This is a genomic window from Bradyrhizobium sp. CSS354 (genome assembly GCF_029051725.1).
Classification (GTDB): Bacteria; Pseudomonadota; Alphaproteobacteria; order Rhizobiales; family Xanthobacteraceae; genus Bradyrhizobium.
This window is the reverse complement of sequence record NZ_JAACFU010000003.1, coordinates 579,323-598,096: the sequence shown is the minus strand read 5'-3', so window position 1 is coordinate 598,096 and position 18,774 is coordinate 579,323. Positions and strand designations below refer to the sequence as shown.

Sequence of the window (18,774 nt, the reverse complement as noted above, 5' to 3'; positions counted from 1 at the left end):
GCGAAGCCGGGCTCCATCCGAAATCCCCCTACTTCCCCGTAAACCTCGGCGGCCGCTTCTCCATGAAGCTCGCGACCCCTTCCCTGAAATCGCTGCCGTTCAGCGCCACCATCATGTCCCGATTGGCCGCGATCGTCGCCTCCGCCAACGTCTGGAACGGCACCTCATAGAGCTGCCGCTTGATCACGGCCATCGCGCTCGGCGAGACGAAATCGGCGAGATCGCGCGCATAGGCGTAGGTCTCCTCGCGCAGCTTCTCTGGCGAGCAGAGCCGATTCACCAGCCCGATCCGCAATGCCTCGTCGCTCGAAACGCGGCGCGCCGAGAGCAACAGATCCATCGCGTTGGCATGGCCGACGATTCGCGGCAGCATCCAGCTGATGCCGTGCTCGGCGATCAGACCACGCCGCGCGAAGGCGGTGGTGAACACGGTGTTGTCGGCGGCAAAGCGCAGATCGCAATAGAGCGCGTGGACGAGGCCGATGCCGGCGGTTGCGCCGTTGAGCATGGCGATGACAGGCTTCCCGATCGACGGATAGAAGCCATAGCGCGTCTGCCAGTCGGGCCGCCGGTTCATGTCGAAGGGCGGCAGGTTCGACGCGCGCCTGACATCATCGGGGTCGAGCCCTTTCAGCGCATCCATGTCGGCACCGGCACAGAAGGCGCGGCCCGCACCGGTGATGACGATGACGCGGACATTGTCATCGGCGCTCGATGCTTCCATCGCATGGCGCACGTCGCGCTCCATGATGGGCGTCCACGCATTCATGCGGTCGGGACGGTTGAGCGTGATGGTCGCGACCTTGTCGCTGACGTCATAGAGAATGTGTTCATAGGCCATGGCGCTCTCCCTTTGTTTGCCGGCACGCGTTCGCGCGCGCTCGTTGGCAGCGAGCTTAGCATATCAAGGGATGAGACAAGGGCTTGCGCCAAGGACCTGCGCTAAGGACCTGAGAAGGCGTGATCACTCGGCGGCTTGCGCCAGCACCGGCCGGCGCACCAGCCAGCCATCGATGAAATGATCGAGCCAGGCGCGTTCCGCGGCATCGTAGACGGCACGGTCCGCGAAATGGTGATGCCGCTGCCGCGCGCCGGGCGCGCTGAGGCCGTCATAGCCGCGCGTGGTCCAGCGATGCATCATCGCGTAGGTCACGTCAGGATGAAACTGCACGCCGAAAGCGTTGCCCGTCCGGAACGCCTGCACCGGAAAATCATCACCTTCCGCAAGCAGTTCAGCGCCAACCGGCAACTCGAAGCCTTCGCGATGCCAGTGATAGACCCGCGCCGGCCAGTGCGGGCAGAGCCCGTGTCCCGCGGGTGTCGGGCGGATCGGGTAGTAGCCGATCTGGGTCAGTGCATCCGCATGCGGCGCGACGCGAGCCCCTAACTGCTTCGCCAGCATCTGCGCGCCGAGGCAGATGCCGAGGAACGGCCGCTGTTCGCGGAGCGGAATTTCGATCCAGTCGATCTCGCGGCGGATGTAGTCGTCGGGATCGTTGGCGCTCATGGGACCGCCGAAGACCACAGCGCCGGCATGCCGGTCGAGGGTCTCGGGCAGCGGATCGCCGAAGCGGGGACGGCGGATGTCGAGGCGATGGCCCAGCGCGCGCAGCGCATTGCCGACGCGGCCGGGCGTCGATGATTCCTGATGCAGGATGATCAGAACCGGCAACCGAGTTTCGGAGGCAGCGACGTTCGGCGTCCTTCTGGGGAAGGGCACCACTTCTGCGCCACCAAACCTGTTCGTCCGGAACGACATGGTCTCTGCGAGTGCTATCGGTTCAGACCGCCAGCATAACTAAGCGATCGTTAATTTCGTGTGAGTTTGCGCACACACACGCCCGATAGAAAGCAAGCTCCGGGCCACTACGGACCGAAAGCTCTCTCTAGTGTCTTTGCCTCTGAAACCGGCTGGTAGCCGACAGGATGAAGCCGCGCGGGAAAAACCGCAGTGCAAATGGCACAATCTTGATGCCCAGACCAGGGAGCACTGCCCGCTTGTTGGCCATCAGGCCGCGATAGGCCTGCCGTGCGACCTCGGCGGCAGGAACATTGAGAAGGGCCGTATCATGCCCGGACCCCACGCCGGCGCGCGCCTGGAATTCGGTGGGCACCGGGCCCGGGCAAAGTACGGTAACGCGAACGCCGTGTGGCGCAAGCTCCGCCCGCAAGGCCTCGGTGAATGAAATCACATAGGCCTTGGACGCGTAGTAGACGGCCATGCCGGGGCCGGGCAGAAAGCCGGCGACCGATCCGACATTGAGAAGACCACCCTTGTTCCTGATCAACTGATCGGCGAAGCGCAGCGACAGATCCGTCAGAGCCCGGACATTGACATCCACGATGCCGAGCTGCTCGACCCGGTCGTGCTCGATTGCGTCACCGAATACGCCGAAGCCGGCATTGTTGACGAGATGATCGAGCTCGACGCCTTCGGCAGCAAGTGCGGCGGCGATCTTCTCGCCGGCATCCGCGTCCTCAAGATCGCAGGCGATCACGATCGGCTTCTTGCCGCCCTTGGCGGCGATCTCGTTCGCGAGCGCCTCGAGCCGGTCCGCGCGTCGCGCCGTCAGCGCAAGACGGTGTCCGTTCGCGGCGAACACACGCGCCAGCTCCGTGCCGATGCCCGCCGAGGCACCGGTGATCAACGTTACCCGCTCAGTCACGATCGAGATCTCTTGATGTAAGGTTTTTGGCCCCGCAATGCTGGAACGAGAGCATAGGCCAAGCGCGACAGGCAAGCGGCGTCCGCCGCATAGCCACTTGAACGGGAAACGGGGAAGCAGGAAACCCGCGGATTTACAGCGGAAATTCGGAACCCGGGCAGCCCAGAGGCTACATTAAAGTTTCGTCATGTGATCTGCACAACCGTCAATTGGCGGAGTCGGCAGGGATCACCCACCGACCGCGTCGTCCTTGACCTGGCCGCCGGCGCGGTCTGCGACCGCGTGCTTCAGGTCGATCCGGTCGCGCTGGGCGATCCCGAGCAGGTCGGAGGCGCGCCAGACGACATTGTCCTCGAACTCCGTGACCTGGCCATCGGCGTAGACCAGCTCCCACATCATCTGAACGACCCGCTTGCGGCCCTCTTCGTCGAGCGAGCGCATCATGACGCTGGTGAAGTGATAAAGGTCGACCGCTTCGCCCTCGACTTCTGTCGCATCCGCGATCAGACGATCGGCAGTGCCGCGATCGAGCCCGAAGTGGCTTTCGATCAGGCTGTGCAATTTGCGCTGCTCGGCAGCCGTCGGCTGGCCGTCCAGCGAGATCACGTGAACCAGCAGCGCGGTCGCCGCCAGCCGGTAGTCGCTGTCATCAAATGCGCGGTCCTGGGCATGGGGAGCAACAATGTCGGCGATGAATTGGCGCAGGCCGTCGAGCATAAGGTCCTACCGAAATCGACGAAGCCGCGGAAGCGCGGCCGCTACCAGCATTATATGAGCAGGAAACTCAACCGGCGCAACGTGCGTCAGTTCCGCGCGCTGCATTACGTTTCGGCAATCCAAAGTCTGTGATTTTGGAGTAGGACAAGCCAAGTGCGCACATGTCGTCCCGGCGAAGGCCGGGACGACACCAATTACGGTATCTCGTACACCACCATCTTGTCGGCGATGCCACGCAGTGCGGCCTGCTTCTGGATCGGCATGATCTCGCGCTGCTTGAGGACTTCGGCGACCGCCGGCGCATCCAGCACCGGGCCGGTGATGTGGATCTCCTGCGCGGTCGAGAGGCTCTGCACGCGGGCGGCGATGTTGACGGTCTGGCCGAAATAATCCTGCCGCTCGTTGAGCATCACCGCGAGGCACGGACCTTCGTGGATGCCGATCTTGACGATGAGATCGGCAGTGCCGCGCTTTTTGTTGAGCTCGTCCATCGCCGCGCGCATCCGCAAACCCGCCGCGATCGCATGTTCGGGACGGACGAAGGTCGCCATCACGGCGTCGCCGATGGTCTTCACCACCGCGCCTTTCTCCGATGAGATGATCTCGAGCAGCGCGTGGAAATGCGCGCGCACGAGGTCGAAGGCGGCGAGATCGCCGACGCGCTCATAGAGCGCGGTCGATCCCTTCAGATCGGTGAACAGGAAGGTCAGCGAGGTGATTTGGAGCCGCTGGTCGAGACTGAGATTGTCGGCCTTGAACACATCGCGAAACGTCTGGTTCGACAGCATCCGCTTGGCGGTCAGGAACGGCTTGCGCTTGCCTATGAGGTGATGGAGCGCCTCGGCCGCGATGAAGACCGACGGCAGCACGCGTACGCCGGCCTGGTTCTCCAGCGACAGCCGCAGCGGGCCCGGCCGCATGGTCGTGGTTCCCGTCGGCGCCTGCACCCTGTTGTACATGATGGCGAGCTGCTGACGGTCCTTGGTCGGCTCGCCCTGCACGTCGATGAAATGGGCCGCGTGCGTCACCGGTTCGAAGATGATGATGAAATCGTTCGGCAGTTGCAGCGACATGGTCGCCTTCTCGCCGGCCGGCAGCTCCATCGTATCCAGCGTCACCTCGTTGGCGAGCGTCGCAAACGATTCCTTGTTGAAGTCGACGCCGGAACTCCAGAACACCTGCTTGAAGTACTCCCACACCGGAAGCGTATCAGGATCATGCGCCGCAATGCGCCGGACGCGTGAATTGACGGTGAAGGAGACTTCGACCTGATCATCGACGGAGGCCTTGTAGCCGCATGCGCACAGCGCACAATGATAATCGTCGGGCTTGAGCGCCTTCAGGGTCGAGTGCGCCCCTAACACGCCGCCGCAGCCCGGGCACAGCACATTCCAGCCCAGATCGAACAGACCGAGCCGCGCCGAATGCAGGAATGCCGAGATCGCGTGCTCTTCGTCGAGACCGTGCTGCTTCGCGAAATCGAGGACATTGACGCGGTTGAGCTCGTGGTCTTCGCCATCCTCGATCAAGCGCGAGATCGCATCGACCACTTTCGCATCGGCGGTCTGCTTCAGAACGGACAACTGGGCCTGGATATCGCTCATGGCGTAACTCTATCTGGTGTGGATCACGCCGTCGGCCAGGCGAACGCCCGTCACCGACGCGTGATGCGGAACATGGGTGAACGGTCCGGCTGGGTCGTGACGACGCCGAGGGGAATGACAGGGCTGGTATCGGCAAGCTCGACACGGAACGCGCCGATCAGCCGGGCCAGCGCCAGCACGGATTCGGCTTGCGCAAACGGGGCGCCGATACAGACGCGCGGACCCGCGCCAAAGGGTAGATAGGCAAACCGATCGGGCGCTTCCGTCGACATGAAGCGTTTCGGGATGAACGCGTTCGGCTGATCCCACAGCTTCTCGTGCCGGTGCAGCAGCCACGGTGCGATCATGATGATGTCGCCCTTGCCGATGGCGACGCCGGCCGCGTTGTCCTTCTCGCGCGCGGCGCGGGCGATCAGGAAGGCCGGCGGATAAAGCCGCATGGTCTCCTCGATCGCGGCACGGGTGAACTTCTGGCGGTCGATGTCAGCCATGCTGTCGAGATGTTCGCCACGCGTCTCGGAGGCGATCTCCTCCTGCATATCGGGATCGAGCGCGAGCAGATAGAGCGCCCAGAACAGCGCGGTCGCCGTGGTCTCGTGACCCGCGAGGATCATGGTCGCGACTTCGTCGACGAGTTGCTCGTCCGAAAAGCCCTTTCCGGTTTCGGGGTCGCGCGCCTCGTCCATGAGATCGAACAGATCGCGCGGCGGCGCGCCATCCTTCTTGCCCATCTCACGCCGCTCGGCGATCAGCATCGCGACGAATTCGGTCCAGCGCTTGCGGAAACGGGCACGGGCAAAATCCATCGGACTCGGCCAGGACAGGGGCAGCACCATGTCGAGCAAGTACGGTCGCCCAAGCCGGGCTCCATACTCCATGACGAAGTTGCGCAAGGTCGGACCATGCCGGTCCATGCCGAACGAGAACATGGTGCGTCCGGCGATCTCCAGCGTCATGCGCTGCATGATTTCGCGCAAATCGACCGGCTCGCTTGTTCGCGCGTCGAGCTTCGCGATGGTCTCGTCGAGCACCGCCGTCATGTGCGGGACGAGATTTGCCGTCGCCCGCGGCGTGAACGCCGGCGCGAGGGTGCGCCGCTGAAACGTCCACGAATGGCCCTCCGCAATCAGAAGACCGTCACCGAGCACGGGACGAAGCATGCGGATGCCCGCCGGCGTGCGCGAATAATTCTCGTAATTGCTGAGCAGCACATGCCGGATCGCATCCGGCCGGTTCAGGATAAAACTGTTGCGGAAGAAGAAGCGGCCCTCGATGACGTCTTCCTCATAGGCGCGTTGCCCCCAAGTCGCGATCATGTTCCGCTTGAGCACGGCAAGCCGGCCGAGGAACGACATGTCGTCGGGCGCACGCGGCGGGGTCGGAGGGACGATGGGCCGACGCACGCTGGCGATGTTCATGGCTCGCTCCCGCAGAGGTGACGCAGGCAATTAGCTAGTAAGTCAGCTCGGCAATCGCAATCCTGTTCTCTTGGGCAGGCCAGGCGCGTGCCACAATTCGTTCTTCGCCAAATTGGGCCACGATGTTACGCCCGATCTCGCCGGCCGGAAGGCGCAATGTTGCTGTCGAATCAGTGGGCACACCCGATTTGACGTCCGCCGGCTCCTTGCCGTCGAGCAGCACCACGTCCCGCGGCAGGCCGAAATAGCCGCGCGGACGCGACATGATCACGACAACCCCGGCGTCCTTGTCCGCGGGCCCGAGCGGACGCGCGGCGCGCAGATGCACCACGTCCGACGAGCGCGGGAAGGGCGAGCGGTAGATATGCGTCGTCGGCGCATCCGGCGCTGCGAGGGCGAATTCGAGCGACCAGGAAGGCTCGACCTGCGCCGGTCCCCAGCGGCCGTCGGCGCCGGTCTTCGCACTGTACACGGCGCTGCCCTTGCGCTCACCGGTTTCAGGATCGACGCGAAAGACATCGACGGTTGCACCGGCCACCGGCCGGTTGGTCGGCGTGCCGCCCGGTGTGCCCGTCACGAGGCCGCTCAGCCTGACGCTCTGCTCCGGCACGATCGCGACGCGCGCGGGCTCGCGGGCGGCGATGAACTTATAGATCTCGCGGAAAGCTCGGGGGTGGAATGCCACTTCGCGATGATCGAGTGCGCCGAGCACGAGGTTGGTGGCCCCCTTCAACTCCGGACCTTCGACGTTGACGCCGGTCGGCGTACCGGGCTTGCCGATGAAGCGGCCATCGGCCTGCGCGTATTTGTCCATGCCGTCGCTGCGCAAGGTGAGAAAGGCGACACCCGGCGTCACCTCGCTCTCGCCATCGTTCAGGCCGCGCAGGAACGCGCCGCGGCCGTTGAACTCGCTGTTCGGCTGGTCGTCGGTCGCGAACACGCCGTGATTGGGCGTGCCGCAGAGCACGGCGTGGCTGACATCGGCGGCGCCGCCGCTCTTGATGACGTTTCGGATCGCGTAGCCGCCGCGCGAACTGCCGACCAGCGCCACGCGGGATGCACCGGTCCGGCGCTTCAATTGAACGATGGCAGCGGCAAGCTCGCGGCGCTGGTCCTCGGTCGAGGAGCGGCCCGCCTGCTCGACCTTGTCGTCGCTTCGTGCATTGGGATCGGTGAAATTGATCGCGGCCATGCGGTCTCGCGCGATGCCGTTGGATTCCATCCGCCACAAGGTCGTCATCCAGAGCGCATCGTAATCGCCATTGCCGTGGACGAACAGGATCGGAGGCACCTCGCTCGGCGCAGCGGGTGCGGGTTGAGCCGATGCACCCGTCCGCAAGCTCGCAATTGCGAAGGGCAAGCTGCCGGCCCCTTGCAAGATCATCCGTCGCGACAGCTTCATATGTTCCTCCCCCGCCAAACCATCTCTTTGCACCGCTTATACCGGCCTAACCACTGGACAGCGAAGGACTTTCGCGGGCATCACTGAACTTGCCGGAATCGCCCAAAGACCACTCCAAGACAACCGTCAAGACAACTTCTGCCAGCCCAATTGGAAGGGGATATGACCGAGCAGACGAACCGTCAGAAAGTTGACGCCGACGGCATCATGGCGCCGCTGCGGTACACCGTGTTCAGGCGCATCTGGCTCGCCAGCCTGCTCTCCAATCTCGGCCTGCTGATCCAGGGCGTGGGCGCCGCCTGGGCAATGACGCAGATGGCGGCCTCGGCGGACAAGGTGGCGCTGGTGCAGACCGCCCTGATGCTGCCGATCATGCTGATCTCGATGCCGGCGGGCGCCATCGCCGACATGTATGACCGCCGTATCGTGACCCTGATCGCGCTCATGATCGCGCTGACTGGCGCGACCGCACTCACGGTCCTGGCCTGGCTCAACTACATTTCCCCAGAGACGCTGCTCATCTTCTGCTTCGTGGTCGGCAGCGGCAACGCACTGTTCGGTCCGGCCTGGCAGTCCTCGGTCAGCGAGCAGGTGCCGCCCGATGCCCTGCCGTCGGCCGTCGCGCTGAACGGCATCAGCTACAATATCGCGCGCAGCTTCGGCCCGGCGGTCGGCGGTGTCATCGTCGCCGCGCTTGGCGCGGTGGCGGCGTTTGCCTGCAACGCGATCCTCTATTTGCCGCTGCTGGTGGTGCTGCTGCTCTGGCGGCGCAACACCGAGCCCTCGCGCCTGCCGCGGGAGAAGCTCAACCGCGCCATGGTGTCGGGCTTCCGCTACATCACCAATTCGCCACCGATCAAGATCGTGCTGTTGCGCACGCTGGTGATGGGCCTGATTGGCGGTGCCATCATGGCGCTGATGCCGCTGGTCGCACGCGACCTGCTGCATGGCGGCGCGCAGACCTACGGCATCATGCTCGGCGCTTTCGGCATGGGCGCCGTGGTCGGTGCGCTCAACATCCACGAATTGCGCAAGCGCATGAGCGGCGAAGCCGCAATCCGCGCCTGCACCATCTCGATGGCGTTTGCGATGGCCGCGCTCGCCGTGAGCACCGAACCAGTGCTGACCGCGGCTGCCCTGGTGCTCGCAGGCGCGGTCTGGATGGCCGCCATCGCGCTGTTCAATATCGGCGTGCAGCTCTCGGCACCGCGCTGGGTCGCCGGCCGCTCGCTCGCGGCGTTCCAGGCCTCGATTTCCGGCGGCATCGCGATCGGCGCCTGGGGCTGGGGCCATCTCACCGACTATGCCGGCGTCGAGGTCGCGCTGCTGACGGCCGCCGGCCTGATGCTGATCTCGCCGGTGCTGGGGATCTGGCTCACGATGCCGCGCGTCGGCGCCCGTAACGAAGACGCCGACTTGCTGGCCGATCCTGAAGTCAAGCTGTCGCTCACGGCGCGCAGCGGGCCGCTGGTGGTCGAGATCGAATACCGCGTCGCCCAAGAGAACGCGCGCGCCTTTCACAACGTGATGCAGGACGTGCAGCTCTCTCGGCAGCGCAACGGTGCCTATGGCTGGTCGATCGCGCGCGACATCGCCGATCCCGAATTGTGGACCGAGCGCTACCACTGTCCGACCTGGCTCGACTATTTGCGCCAGCGCAACCGCTCGACACAGTCCGAACGCGCGCTGCATCAGGAGGCGATCGATTTCCACATCGGCCCCGATCCGGTGCGGATCCGCCGCATGCTCGAGCGTCCGTTCGGCTCGGTGCGCTGGAAAGAGGAGACGCCGGACCAGGCAGCAAGTGAGGTGCTGCCCGTGGTCGCCACCGCGGCGGGAAGCAGCACGTAGGGTTCTGCGAGAACATAGCCCGGATGGAGCGAAGCGCAATCCGGACGATTTCACCGCGTGGACAAAACCCGGATTTCGCGGCGCTCCATCCGGGCTACGACGCGACGTCTTACTGCCCGTGATCCGTCAGCACTTTGTCGCAGCCTTTGGTGAGCCGCGTACGGTTCTGCTTGAGGCAGGCGAGCACAGCCTGATCGCCATTGTTCATCACCGGGCGGCAGAAGCGCGTCACATCGCGCGCACAGGCGTCGTGACCGGGCTGCTGCGCTGACGCAGCCGATGCAAGCAGGATCAATGGAATGATGAAAAGAAATCTGGTCATCGCGTAATGCCTCTTACCCGGAAGATGTGCGGGCGAAGCTAGAGCGACGATCCCGAAGCCGCAACGGCTTTATTGAAAGGCGGGCTTGCGCCGCCGCGTGGCTCCGGCATTCACGCCGGGGCACATCGCGAGGGGAGCTAACTGACGCAACGACGCCATCGTTGCTGTTAGTGGCTGTCTCTTACTGACTGTCTCTTTACTGGCTGTCCTGGGCGTCAGCGACCTTGCGTGACGCGCCGCCTTTGGCGAGTTCCTTGTCCATCACGGTGCGGCAACCGGCGCTCAGATCCGAACGATGCTTCATCATGCACGCCGTGATCTTCGGAATGTTCGGGATTTCCGACGAGCACAGACGGAAGGCGTCGCCGGTGCACTGCTGCTGCGCTTCGGACGAGAAGGCGAAGCTCGAGCCGGTCGAGGCGATCGAGAGGAGGGCGGCAAAGCCCAGAGCCAGGCTGGTGTCGCGGATCTTGCTACTCAAGGACTTGGTGTTCAGAGACTTGGTCATTTGAAGCTCCCATTGGCACCGCTGGAAGCGGGCCCGTTGTTGATGGGATCGACAATGCTCCAGCAAAACAGTTTCCACTGTGATGACGGTCACGGGAGGTCCACTCTCTGTGACTTCGGTCACTTTGGCGCACCTCGCTGAAATTCCTCCCGATCGGCGGTCGTGTTGGTGTCACGTTAACCGATCCTTCGCATTAATGGCTCGTCGAGCGGGAAATTCCGCCGGTTTGGTTGCGTAATTGGAAAGAATGGCGATGCGTAATGCGTTGGGCCTGATGCTGGCCAGTGTAGTTGCGGCGGTCGTGATTGCCGCCGGCGGTTGGTTTTATTATTCCTCGCGCGCCGACCAGGCCGCTCCCAAGACGATTGCCGCCCGTGCCGCCGATCCATTGCCGGCACAGGCGAAGCTCGCCGCCAAGGACGACGTCGCGACCACGGCGGCGATTGCGGCGAAGCCGGCGGCACCTGCTCCGGCGCCCGCACCCGCACCGATGCCGGTGCAGCAGAAATCGACCTGCGCCAATCCAAACGCGCTCGGCGTCTCCCGGGTGGTCGAGATCGACACCACCGGCGGTCCGGGCTTCGGCTTCGATCATTTCAAGCAGTTCGACTTCCTCACCGACAAAGAGGTCGTACTGACCTTCGACGACGGTCCCTGGCCGGTCAACACGCCCGCCGTGCTGAAGGCGCTCGCGGATGAATGCACCAAGGGCTTGTTTTTCTCGGTCGGCAAGCATGCGACCTATCATCCCGAAATCCTGCGCCAGGTGCTGGCCCAGGGCCATACGGTCGGCGCTCACACCTGGTCGCACGTCAATTTGAACGGCAAGAAGATGACGGAGCAAATGGCCAAGGACGAGGTCGAGAAGGGCTTTAGCGCAGTGAGATTCGCGCTCGGCACCAACCCCGCACCGTTCTTCCGCTTCCCGCAGCTTCAGCACAATCCGGCGATCGTGAGCTATTTCGGCACTCGCAACGTCGCAATGTTCTCGACCGACATCGACTCCTTCGACTTCAGGAAGGGCGCGACGCCGGAGAAGATCATCGAGACCGTGATGACCAGGCTCGACAAGCTCGGCAAGGGCATCATCCTGATGCACGACTTCCAGAAGCACACCGGCGAAGCCATGCCGGCACTGCTCGCGCGCCTCAAGGCCGGTGGCTACAAGGTCGTGCAGATGAAGGCCAAGACGACCTTCCAGACGCTGCCGGAATATGACGAGGCGCTGCTGAAGGACCTGAAGGTGCCGACCTCGAGCGCGCGTCCGATCGGAAGCGTGGTGCAGACGGTTTCGCAATAACGCGTCCAGTCCGATCCAAAACTCTTGCGTGGCCGGGCTTGTCCCGGCCATATGCTTTTTGAGAGCAGGCACTTACCAGTAGATGCCGTGACGATGCAGCTCGCTGATGATGCGGCCTTCGGTCCAGCTGCGCTTGTGCTTCGGCTTGTCTGCCTTGGCCGTCGTCTTCGCAGCGGGTTGGGCCGTTGTGGCGGGCGCTGAGGCCATCGTGGTTGTGGGTGTGGTCGTGGGTGCAACGGCCGCCGCAGGCGCCGTGAGCGAAACCGCCGGCGGGCGATCGAGATATTTCGGAGCTTCGGCGGCTGGCGCTGCTTCGCTCACCTGCGTCGGCACGGCAGCAAGCACCGGCGCCGTTTGCTGAACCGAAGCCGGCTCGCTCGCCGCGGACAGCGACAGGCTGCGCGGGCCTCCGGCCTGGGCAGATGCAGAGACCAGCACCATGGCGGCCACCAGAATGATCTTGCGCATATGAAATCTCCCCGTGTTTGGCGTGAGCTGGACACTAGGAGAGCCGATCGCGCGGTTATGTGATTACGATCACTCAGACTGCCGTGCGATACTGAATCCTTCTCCAGCACGGTGATGCATTGGCTGCGCTCGACGGGACCCGTCTGCGCAGTGCGCTCATGGTGACCAAATGCGCCGGTCAGAACGCCTGGCTTGCGAGGATCAAATGAGCTGTGAGCGCTGGTGCCGCAAGAGGGATTCGAACCCCCGACCCCGTCATTACGAATGACGTGCTCTACCAACTGAGCTATTGCGGCGAACCCTGCCGGGGCCCGCGCGAGGCCGGTCCCGTTACGCGCGCTCCTGATATCGGGCGGGGCCCGAATTGGCAAGGTGGAGCCGGCTTCGAAATGCCGCTCACCCGCCCCAGCGAGACCAGAATCCGCGCCAGCCGCCGGCCTGGGCCTTTGCATGGTCCCTGGGCGTGCCGATTTGTTCCGTAAATTCATCGCTCGGCCCCTCGTCGTCGATCCCGGGATCATCCGGGGCACGGACGATCGGGATGACAGCGGGGATAGGCGCTGGTGCAGGCTTGCCGAGGTCGGCGCGGGTCCTGAAGACCGGCGTTGCCGCCGCCGGCGATGATTCGGCGATCTCAGGGACCGGTTTGACCGGCTCGGCTGGCGGGACCACCGGCTCTTCCTTGACGGTTTCTTTGGCGATTTCCTCGACGGCCTCCTTTGAGATTTCCTTGGCCTCGAGGGGCGGCGAATTGTCCTGCGGGGCAGGCACCGGATCCGGCGCGATGACAGCCGGTTCCGCCAAGCTTTCGCTCGGGGCCGCCGTCACCCGCTTCGGCGGCGGGGCCGCCAGCATGGCTTCCTCGAAGGCTGAGGATTCGATCATGGCGCCCTTTTCGGAAGGAAGACTCGCGACCGGTGTTTGCCACTGGAACGCGTCGAGGCGGCCGGTGACCGGGGAGACCGGACGCCAGCGGTCGCTGACATAACCGTCCGCGGTCCAGGCCGGATCATGGCGGGCGCGCACCGCGCGCAAGGTCCAGGCACGGGCCCGGCCGCCGTCACCATGCTCGGTACGTTCGATCTCGGCCATCAGCAGCGCCACGCGCTGGGTCGGATCGTTGACATAAGGCGACAGCACCGCGCGCGCACGGGCGAACTCGGACGCATCGATCGCGGCGCGCGCGATCGCCAGCTGGCCCTCGACATAACCAGCCTTGTCGGCAGGAATCTTGGCCGCAAGCGTCTCGACCCGCTGCAAGCGCTGCCGCGCGGAATCGCCGAGCTTCACATGCGCATAGGCATCGGCGAGATCAGGATGCGGATTGGCGAGCCAAGCGGTTTCCACCAGCTTCATGGCGCGGCGCACCTGATGCGCCTCGCTCTCGAATTTTGCAGCGAGCACCGCGGCGGGAACCAGGGTCGGCGCGAGCTTGACCGCCTGCATCACGCTCTCGCGCGCGACGTCGCGGTCCATCGTTTCCAATTCCAGCGCGCGGGCGGCGAGCAGCACGCCGCGCTGGCGGCGATAGGCCTGCTTGTCGATCAGGCCCGCGGACAGATTCGAATCGAGGATCGCGAGCGCGCCACTCCAGTCGCCGCGCGCGCAACGGAAGCCGAGCACCGCATGCGACGCCCAGGTCGAGGACGGCGACAGCTTGATCGCTTCCTCGGCGATCATCACCGCGCCGACCGCATCGTCGGCGCGCTGCGCCTCGATGAACAGGCCGCGCAGGCCGAGCAGGCGCGTGTCCTCGCGCTCGGCCATGGCACGGAAGACGCGCTGGGCCTCGTCGCGATTGCCCTCGAGCTGCGCCGATTGCGCATGCAAGAGAAGCGCGAGCGGATCGTTTGCGGCCAGCCGCCGCGCTGTATCAGCGTGACGACGGGCAAGCGCGGTGTCGCCATGGCCGATCGCAAGCAGGCCGTGGGTGATGGCGTGGCGGCCGCGCGCGTGACGCTTGTCGTGACGGCGGCGGCGCAGACGCCCCGGAGCGCGCCAGGCCATCGTCAGCAGGCTCCAGACCAGCACGACTGCCGCGGCAAAGAGGCCAAGCAAGAACACGAATCGGGGAAGCGTCGTTGTGGCGCGGAAACTGCCTGCGGTCAGGACGAGATCGCCGGGCTGGTCGGCAACCCAGGCCGCGCCGGCCGCCGCCAGCGCGATCAAGACGAGGAAGAGGACGATGCGAAGCATGACGATCCCTATACGCGCTGATTGTTGCGCGAACCTTTATTGACCAGGCTTGACGAGATCCGCCATGGCGCCGTCGGCGAATTTGCGTGAGGCGGCGAGCGCCGCGTCACGGGCATCGGCCTTGTCGAGCCAGGCTTGTGCCGGTGCACGATCGGCCTCGGGCAGCGTCTTCAACTCGCGCCGTGCCTCGACGAAATCGTTGCGCAACGCAGCCGCCGTCACCCGCGCGACGATGGCGCCGCGATCGTTGCCGACCCCGTCGGTACGCTCGATGCGGACGAGTTTTGACGCCCCCGCCTGAAGGCGCTCGACGATGCCGGTGCCGCTGGCCGGGGCTTCCGCCGGCGGCGACAGTTTTGGCACGATGTTGAGGAGCTCACGACTCAACGTGACCGGCGTCGGAATGCCCGACGATGCAAAGGTGTCGAGCGGCTTCAGCATATCCGGCTTCGTTGCCAGCGACCGCGCCGCGGCGAGCTGGGATTCGTAGGCGTCGCCGTGGCGAACAGCGACGTCGAGCAGGGCCGCCGCCACGACGTGGCGCAGCGGCTTGTCGTCCATCGCCTTGGCGTCGGCGATCTTCTCGCTCTGCTGCGCAAGTTCGGCACGTTCGGTCTTGCTGGCGCGCTCAAGCTGCGCGAGGCGGTCGTTGAGAGCGGCAAGATCGGGCGCGGCGGCACTCGGCGCGGATTTCGCGTCGTTCATGGCACTCGCGGTCTTGTCGGACTGTGCGCGCAAATTGGCGATGTCGCCGCGCAGGCTCGTTGCGGATTTCTCCAGCGCGTCGATCCGCGCCACCATGGCCGGATCGGCGGCAGGCTTGCCCGCCTTGGCTTCGACTGCGGCCACGCGCCCGCTCAGCGCCTCGACGGTTGCGCCCGTCACTTGCGGAGCAGCCGGCGGCGCCTGCACGGCAGGCCAGCCCAGCATCCAGCCCACCGCGATCACAATGGCGGCTGCGACGGCGCCGGAGAACGGAGCGATAATCCAGGGTGAAATCGAGGGCGATACCGACGCGGCCGCAACGGAAGATTCTTCCTCGGCAGGTTCGGGCTGCGGCTCGGCATTGGCCTGTTCGGAGTTGCCCTCTTCAGACTTGCCCTCTTCAGATTTGGCTTGCTCATGCACGGCCTGTTCGGTCGCTGCCTCAGTCTCAGGCGCGCCCGCCACCTCCTGCGGCTGGGTCGAGACTTCGGTTGCCTCGAGGTCGATGGTGGGCGGGGTGCGCCTGGCACGGCCGGACTCGGGAGCCAATCCTGCGTCTTCAGGCTTGTCGTCGGCCATCGTGACGGTTCCTCACACTTACCTGCCCTGAACGAACGGATCCGATTGCGTCGGATTCGGCCCGACCTCTTACGCCAAACGGGTACGCAAAGCACGCTCCAAGGTGTCAAATAAGGCATTTTCGTCCGGCGTCGCGGCCACCAGAACCTGCGCGGCACCGGCCTCGCGCAGAACGCCGGCGACGGTCTCGGACAGGCAGCATTGCGGGATCGCCAAGGCTGAGATTTCGACGCCTTCGTCCTGCGCGGCCTCTAGGAAAGCCCGCGCGCTGCGCCTGGAGTAATGCAGCACCGCCTCGATCCCATGGGCGGCAAAGCCCTCACAGACATCACGCGGCAACAGCTTGACCGGCGCCATGCGATAAGTCGTCTGCGTGACGACGTTGAAGCCTTCAGCGCCCAGCTCACCGCCGAGGTCGCGCGACAGATCCGCGCCCGCGAGATAGAGCAACGTGCTCTTCTTGTTGAGCCGCTTGTCGCGCGCGCTCTGTATCACCTTGTCGCGCAAGGCCGCGGCATCGCCGGCGGCGACGACCACCTCGGCAAAGCCGGCATCGCGCGCCGCGGCGGCGGTGTGCTCGCCGACCGCGAACAGCGGCAGTTCCAGGAGACCAAGCTCCTGCAATTGCGGCGCGACACCACGAATCGCATTGGCCGACGTGACAATGACGGCGCTGTAGCTCGTTTCACTCTCGTCATGGAAGGCGACCGGCTCGCACTTGAGCACCGGCGCGAGCAGCACCACATGACCCCGTGCACGCAGATTTTCCGACGTCGCCTCATTGTCGGGATGCGGCCGTGTGACAAGAATGGACATCGCTTGTGTTCCCGAACCACGTGGCGGTGGCGCTTTGACGAGGGACGGCCGCGCGTGACGATTGCGTTGGCCGACCCCGGAATGCTACCGGACGTACCAGAACTCTGCTTTGCGGATGAGCGCAAGGGGGCGAGAAGGGCGCAAATTGGATAACAATTCGCCAATGCTGGTACTGGGCATCGAAACCACCTGCGACGAGACCGCCGCGGCGGTGATCGAGCGTGCTCCTGACGGCAGCGGCAAGATCCTGTCCAATATCGTGTGGTCGCAGGTCGAGGAGCATGCCCGTTTCGGCGGCGTCGTACCGGAGATCGCGGCCCGCGCCCATGTCGACCTGCTCGACGGCATCATCGACCGCGCCATGACTGAGGCCGGCATCGACTTCGCCCAGCTCGACGGTGTCGCGGCCGCCGCGGGCCCGGGACTGATCGGCGGCGTCATCGTCGGGCTCACCACCGCGAAGGCGATCGCGATGGTGCACGACACACCGCTGGTCGCGGTGAACCATCTGGAAGCGCATGCGCTGACGCCGCGCCTGACCGACGCACTCGAATTTCCCTATTGCCTGTTTCTCGCCTCGGGCGGCCATACCCAGATCGTCGCCGTTACCGGCGTTGGTCAGTATGTGCGCCTCGGCACCACCGTCGACGATGCGATCGGCGAGGCCTTCGACAAGGTCGCGAAAATGCTGGGACTTCCCTATCCGGGCGGGCCGCAGGTCGAGCGCGCGGCAGCCAGCGGCGATCCCGCGCGATTTGCGTTTCCGCGGCCGCTGCAGGGACGCCCCGACGCCAACTTCTCGCTGTCGGGATTGAAGACGGCGGTGCGCAACGAAGCGAGCCGGTTGGCCGAGATCACGCCGCAGGACGTCAGCGATCTCTGCGCGAGCTTTCAGGCGGCCGTGCTCGACTCCACCGCCGACCGGTTGAGCGTCGGTCTGAAACTTTTCCGCGAGCAGTTCGGTGCGCCGCGTGCGCTGGTGGCGGCCGGCGGCGTCGCCGCCAATCAGGCGATCCGCGGCGCGCTGCATGACGTTGCGAGAAAGGCCGGAACACAATTGATCATGCCGCCGCCGGCGCTCTGCACCGACAACGGCGCGATGATCGCCTGGGCCGGCGCCGAACGTCTCGCACTCGGCATGACCGACACGATGGAAGCACAGCCCCGTGCGCGCTGGCTGCTCGATGCGAACGCGACGGCACCGGCCGGATACGGCAAGACGCGCGCGGGGTTCTAGCAATGACAGCATTCCCATCGGTCGCGGTGATCGGTGCGGGCGCCTGGGGTACGGCGCTGGCGATGGTGGCGGCGCGGGCCGGACGAAACGTGACGCTGTGGGCGCGCAATCCCGAGCACGCGACGCGGATCGCATCGAGCCGCGACAATCCGCGACTGCCCGGCGTGCGGCTTGCGCCGGACATCATCGTCACGAGCGATCTGGCCCTCGCCGCGCGCGCGGACATGCTGCTGATCGCAGTGCCCGCGCAGCATCTGCGCGGTGCTGTCAACATGCTCGCCTCGCATCTGGAAAAGCCGGTGCCGATCATTGCCTGCGCCAAAGGCATCGAGCACGGCACCCACAAGTTCATGACCGACGTGATTGCGGAGGCTGCGTCGCACGCGGTGCCGGCGATCCTGTCGGGTCCAAGCTTTGCCGACGATGTCGCGCGCGGCCTGCCGACTGCGGTCACGCTGGCGGCGAGGGAGGAAGCGCTGGCCAATAGCCTGGTGCAGGCGCTGGGCTCGACGACCTTCCGGCCCTATCACTCCACCGATGTCCGCGGCGTCGAGATCGGCGGCGCCGCCAAGAACGTGCTGGCGATCGCGGTCGGCATCGCGGTCGGGCGCAAGCTCGGCGCTTCCGCCCAGGCCGCACTCACCACCCGCGCCTTTGCCGAGCTGACACGCCTCGGCCGCGCGCTCGGCGCACGCAGCGAAACACTCACGGGCTTGTCGGGCCTCGGCGATCTGATCCTGACCTGCTCGAGCCCACAATCGCGCAATTTCGCGCTCGGCCTGGCGCTTGGCCGCAGCGAGCAGCCGCCCGCCGGCAAGCTTGCCGAAGGCGAATTCACCGCGCCGGTCCTGATCGAGCTCGCGGCTTCGCAAAACATCGAAATGCCGGTATCGGAAGCCGTCGCATCGATCCTGACCGGCAGAAGCACGATCGACGCCGCGATCTCGGGGCTCATGACGCGACCTTTCAAGGCAGAGGAATGAAC

At 65.2% G+C, this 18,774-nt stretch carries 17 protein-coding genes and 1 tRNA gene; 4 read left to right on the top strand and 14 right to left on the bottom strand.

All coding sequences use genetic code 11. The annotated features are described in order from the left end of the window. Positions 1 to 28 precede the first annotated feature (28 nt). The 7 genes from GWG67_RS09840 to GWG67_RS09810 form a co-directional block, all read right to left on the bottom strand. Positions 29 to 841 (bottom strand): enoyl-CoA hydratase, encoded by an 813-nt coding sequence (locus GWG67_RS09840; RefSeq protein ID WP_027514918.1) that lies wholly within the window; start codon positions 839 to 841, stop codon positions 29 to 31. Positions 842 to 964: 123 nt separating this feature from the next. After that, positions 965 to 1,759 (bottom strand): glutamine amidotransferase, encoded by a 795-nt coding sequence (locus GWG67_RS09835; protein WP_275169093.1) that lies wholly within the window; start codon positions 1,757 to 1,759, stop codon positions 965 to 967. 127 nt (positions 1,760 to 1,886) lie between these two features. Further along, the gene (locus GWG67_RS09830) at positions 1,887 to 2,666 is read right to left on the bottom strand and encodes an SDR family oxidoreductase (protein ID WP_275169091.1); all 780 of its coding nucleotides are present in this window, start codon (positions 2,664 to 2,666) and stop codon (positions 1,887 to 1,889) included. A 228-nt stretch (positions 2,667 to 2,894) separates the two neighbouring features. After that, positions 2,895 to 3,383, bottom strand: coding sequence for a TerB family tellurite resistance protein (locus GWG67_RS09825; RefSeq protein WP_275169090.1), 489 nt, complete (start codon positions 3,381 to 3,383; stop codon positions 2,895 to 2,897). Positions 3,384 to 3,577: 194 nt separating this feature from the next. After that, positions 3,578 to 4,987, bottom strand: coding sequence for an adenylate/guanylate cyclase domain-containing protein (locus GWG67_RS09820; RefSeq protein WP_275169088.1), 1,410 nt, complete (start codon positions 4,985 to 4,987; stop codon positions 3,578 to 3,580). Between the two features lie 50 nt (positions 4,988 to 5,037). Next, positions 5,038 to 6,405, bottom strand: a complete 1,368-nt coding sequence (locus GWG67_RS09815) for a cytochrome P450 (RefSeq protein WP_275169087.1) — start codon at positions 6,403 to 6,405, stop codon at positions 5,038 to 5,040. 34 nt (positions 6,406 to 6,439) lie between these two features. Next, on the bottom strand, positions 6,440 to 7,807 hold the full coding sequence (locus tag GWG67_RS09810; protein WP_275169085.1) for a hydrolase: 1,368 nt from the start codon (positions 7,805 to 7,807) through the stop codon (positions 6,440 to 6,442). A 162-nt stretch (positions 7,808 to 7,969) separates the two neighbouring features. On the opposite strand from GWG67_RS09810, the gene GWG67_RS09805 reads away from it, so the two are divergent. Further along, positions 7,970 to 9,658 (top strand): MFS transporter, encoded by a 1,689-nt coding sequence (locus GWG67_RS09805; protein WP_275169083.1) that lies wholly within the window; start codon positions 7,970 to 7,972, stop codon positions 9,656 to 9,658. A 109-nt stretch (positions 9,659 to 9,767) separates the two neighbouring features. Here GWG67_RS09805 and GWG67_RS09800 read toward each other — a convergent pair whose 3' ends face one another. Both GWG67_RS09800 and GWG67_RS09795 read right to left on the bottom strand, forming a co-directional pair. Further along, positions 9,768 to 9,980 (bottom strand): hypothetical protein, encoded by a 213-nt coding sequence (locus tag GWG67_RS09800; protein WP_275169082.1) that lies wholly within the window; start codon positions 9,978 to 9,980, stop codon positions 9,768 to 9,770. A gap of 196 nt (positions 9,981 to 10,176) precedes the next feature. Beyond that, positions 10,177 to 10,488: a hypothetical protein gene (locus GWG67_RS09795; protein ID WP_275169081.1), complete on the bottom strand. Its 312-nt coding sequence runs from the start codon at positions 10,486 to 10,488 to the stop codon at positions 10,177 to 10,179. Positions 10,489 to 10,741: 253 nt separating this feature from the next. On the opposite strand from GWG67_RS09795, the gene GWG67_RS09790 reads away from it, so the two are divergent. Next, a complete protein-coding gene (locus GWG67_RS09790) occupies positions 10,742 to 11,788 on the top strand; it encodes a polysaccharide deacetylase family protein (protein ID WP_275169080.1) in 1,047 nt (348 codons plus the stop codon). A 72-nt stretch (positions 11,789 to 11,860) separates the two neighbouring features. On the opposite strand, the gene GWG67_RS09785 is transcribed toward GWG67_RS09790, so the two are convergent. The 5 genes from GWG67_RS09785 to GWG67_RS09765 all read right to left on the bottom strand — a co-directional run bounded on the left by GWG67_RS09785 (position 11,861) and on the right by GWG67_RS09765 (position 16,552). Beyond that, entirely contained in the window at positions 11,861 to 12,256 is a 396-nt protein-coding gene (locus GWG67_RS09785) for a hypothetical protein (protein ID WP_275169078.1), read from the bottom strand. A gap of 220 nt (positions 12,257 to 12,476) precedes the next feature. Next, positions 12,477 to 12,552, bottom strand: a tRNA-Thr gene (locus tag GWG67_RS09780). Positions 12,553 to 12,652: 100 nt separating this feature from the next. Next, positions 12,653 to 14,452, bottom strand: coding sequence for a heme biosynthesis HemY N-terminal domain-containing protein (locus GWG67_RS09775; RefSeq protein WP_275169076.1), 1,800 nt, complete (start codon positions 14,450 to 14,452; stop codon positions 12,653 to 12,655). Positions 14,453 to 14,488: 36 nt separating this feature from the next. Continuing rightward, positions 14,489 to 15,736, bottom strand: a complete 1,248-nt coding sequence (locus tag GWG67_RS09770; protein WP_275169074.1) for a COG4223 family protein — start codon at positions 15,734 to 15,736, stop codon at positions 14,489 to 14,491. A gap of 69 nt (positions 15,737 to 15,805) precedes the next feature. Further along, on the bottom strand, positions 15,806 to 16,552 hold the full coding sequence (locus tag GWG67_RS09765; RefSeq protein WP_275169072.1) for a uroporphyrinogen-III synthase: 747 nt from the start codon (positions 16,550 to 16,552) through the stop codon (positions 15,806 to 15,808). Positions 16,553 to 16,715: 163 nt separating this feature from the next. Between GWG67_RS09765 and tsaD the strand changes: the two genes are divergently transcribed. Both tsaD and GWG67_RS09755 read left to right on the top strand, forming a co-directional pair. Further along, positions 16,716 to 17,789, top strand: a complete 1,074-nt coding sequence (gene tsaD / locus GWG67_RS09760) for a tRNA (adenosine(37)-N6)-threonylcarbamoyltransferase complex transferase subunit TsaD (protein ID WP_275169071.1) — start codon at positions 16,716 to 16,718, stop codon at positions 17,787 to 17,789. 2 nt (positions 17,790 to 17,791) lie between these two features. After that, the gene (locus GWG67_RS09755) at positions 17,792 to 18,772 is read left to right on the top strand and encodes an NAD(P)H-dependent glycerol-3-phosphate dehydrogenase (protein ID WP_275169070.1); all 981 of its coding nucleotides are present in this window, start codon (positions 17,792 to 17,794) and stop codon (positions 18,770 to 18,772) included. Positions 18,773 to 18,774: the final 2 nt, after the last annotated feature.

Bases quoted from the DNA above. Each gene is read 5' to 3' on its own strand.
- GWG67_RS09785 (WP_275169078.1), bottom strand. From the start codon at position 12,256: ATGCGCAAGATCATTCTGGTGGCCGCCATGGTGCTGGTCTCTGCATCT.
- GWG67_RS09795 (WP_275169081.1), bottom strand. From the start codon at position 10,488: ATGACCAAGTCTCTGAACACCAAGTCCTTGAGTAGCAAGATCCGCGAC.
- GWG67_RS09840 (WP_027514918.1), bottom strand. From the start codon at position 841: ATGGCCTATGAACACATTCTCTATGACGTCAGCGACAAGGTCGCGACC.
- GWG67_RS09800 (WP_275169082.1), bottom strand. From the start codon at position 9,980: ATGACCAGATTTCTTTTCATCATTCCATTGATCCTGCTTGCATCGGCT.
- GWG67_RS09810 (WP_275169085.1), bottom strand. From the start codon at position 7,807: ATGAAGCTGTCGCGACGGATGATCTTGCAAGGGGCCGGCAGCTTGCCC.
- GWG67_RS09775 (WP_275169076.1), bottom strand. From the start codon at position 14,452: ATGCTTCGCATCGTCCTCTTCCTCGTCTTGATCGCGCTGGCGGCGGCC.
- GWG67_RS09770 (WP_275169074.1), bottom strand. From the start codon at position 15,736: ATGGCCGACGACAAGCCTGAAGACGCAGGATTGGCTCCCGAGTCCGGC.
- GWG67_RS09815 (WP_275169087.1), bottom strand. From the start codon at position 6,405: ATGAACATCGCCAGCGTGCGTCGGCCCATCGTCCCTCCGACCCCGCCG.
- GWG67_RS09835 (WP_275169093.1), bottom strand. From the start codon at position 1,759: ATGTCGTTCCGGACGAACAGGTTTGGTGGCGCAGAAGTGGTGCCCTTC.
- GWG67_RS09765 (WP_275169072.1), bottom strand. From the start codon at position 16,552: ATGTCCATTCTTGTCACACGGCCGCATCCCGACAATGAGGCGACGTCG.
- GWG67_RS09825 (WP_275169090.1), bottom strand. From the start codon at position 3,383: ATGCTCGACGGCCTGCGCCAATTCATCGCCGACATTGTTGCTCCCCAT.
- GWG67_RS09755 (WP_275169070.1), top strand. From the start codon at position 17,792: ATGACAGCATTCCCATCGGTCGCGGTGATCGGTGCGGGCGCCTGGGGT.
- tsaD (WP_275169071.1), top strand. From the start codon at position 16,716: ATGCTGGTACTGGGCATCGAAACCACCTGCGACGAGACCGCCGCGGCG.
- GWG67_RS09805 (WP_275169083.1), top strand. From the start codon at position 7,970: ATGACCGAGCAGACGAACCGTCAGAAAGTTGACGCCGACGGCATCATG.
- GWG67_RS09790 (WP_275169080.1), top strand. From the start codon at position 10,742: ATGCGTAATGCGTTGGGCCTGATGCTGGCCAGTGTAGTTGCGGCGGTC.
- GWG67_RS09820 (WP_275169088.1), bottom strand. From the start codon at position 4,987: ATGAGCGATATCCAGGCCCAGTTGTCCGTTCTGAAGCAGACCGCCGAT.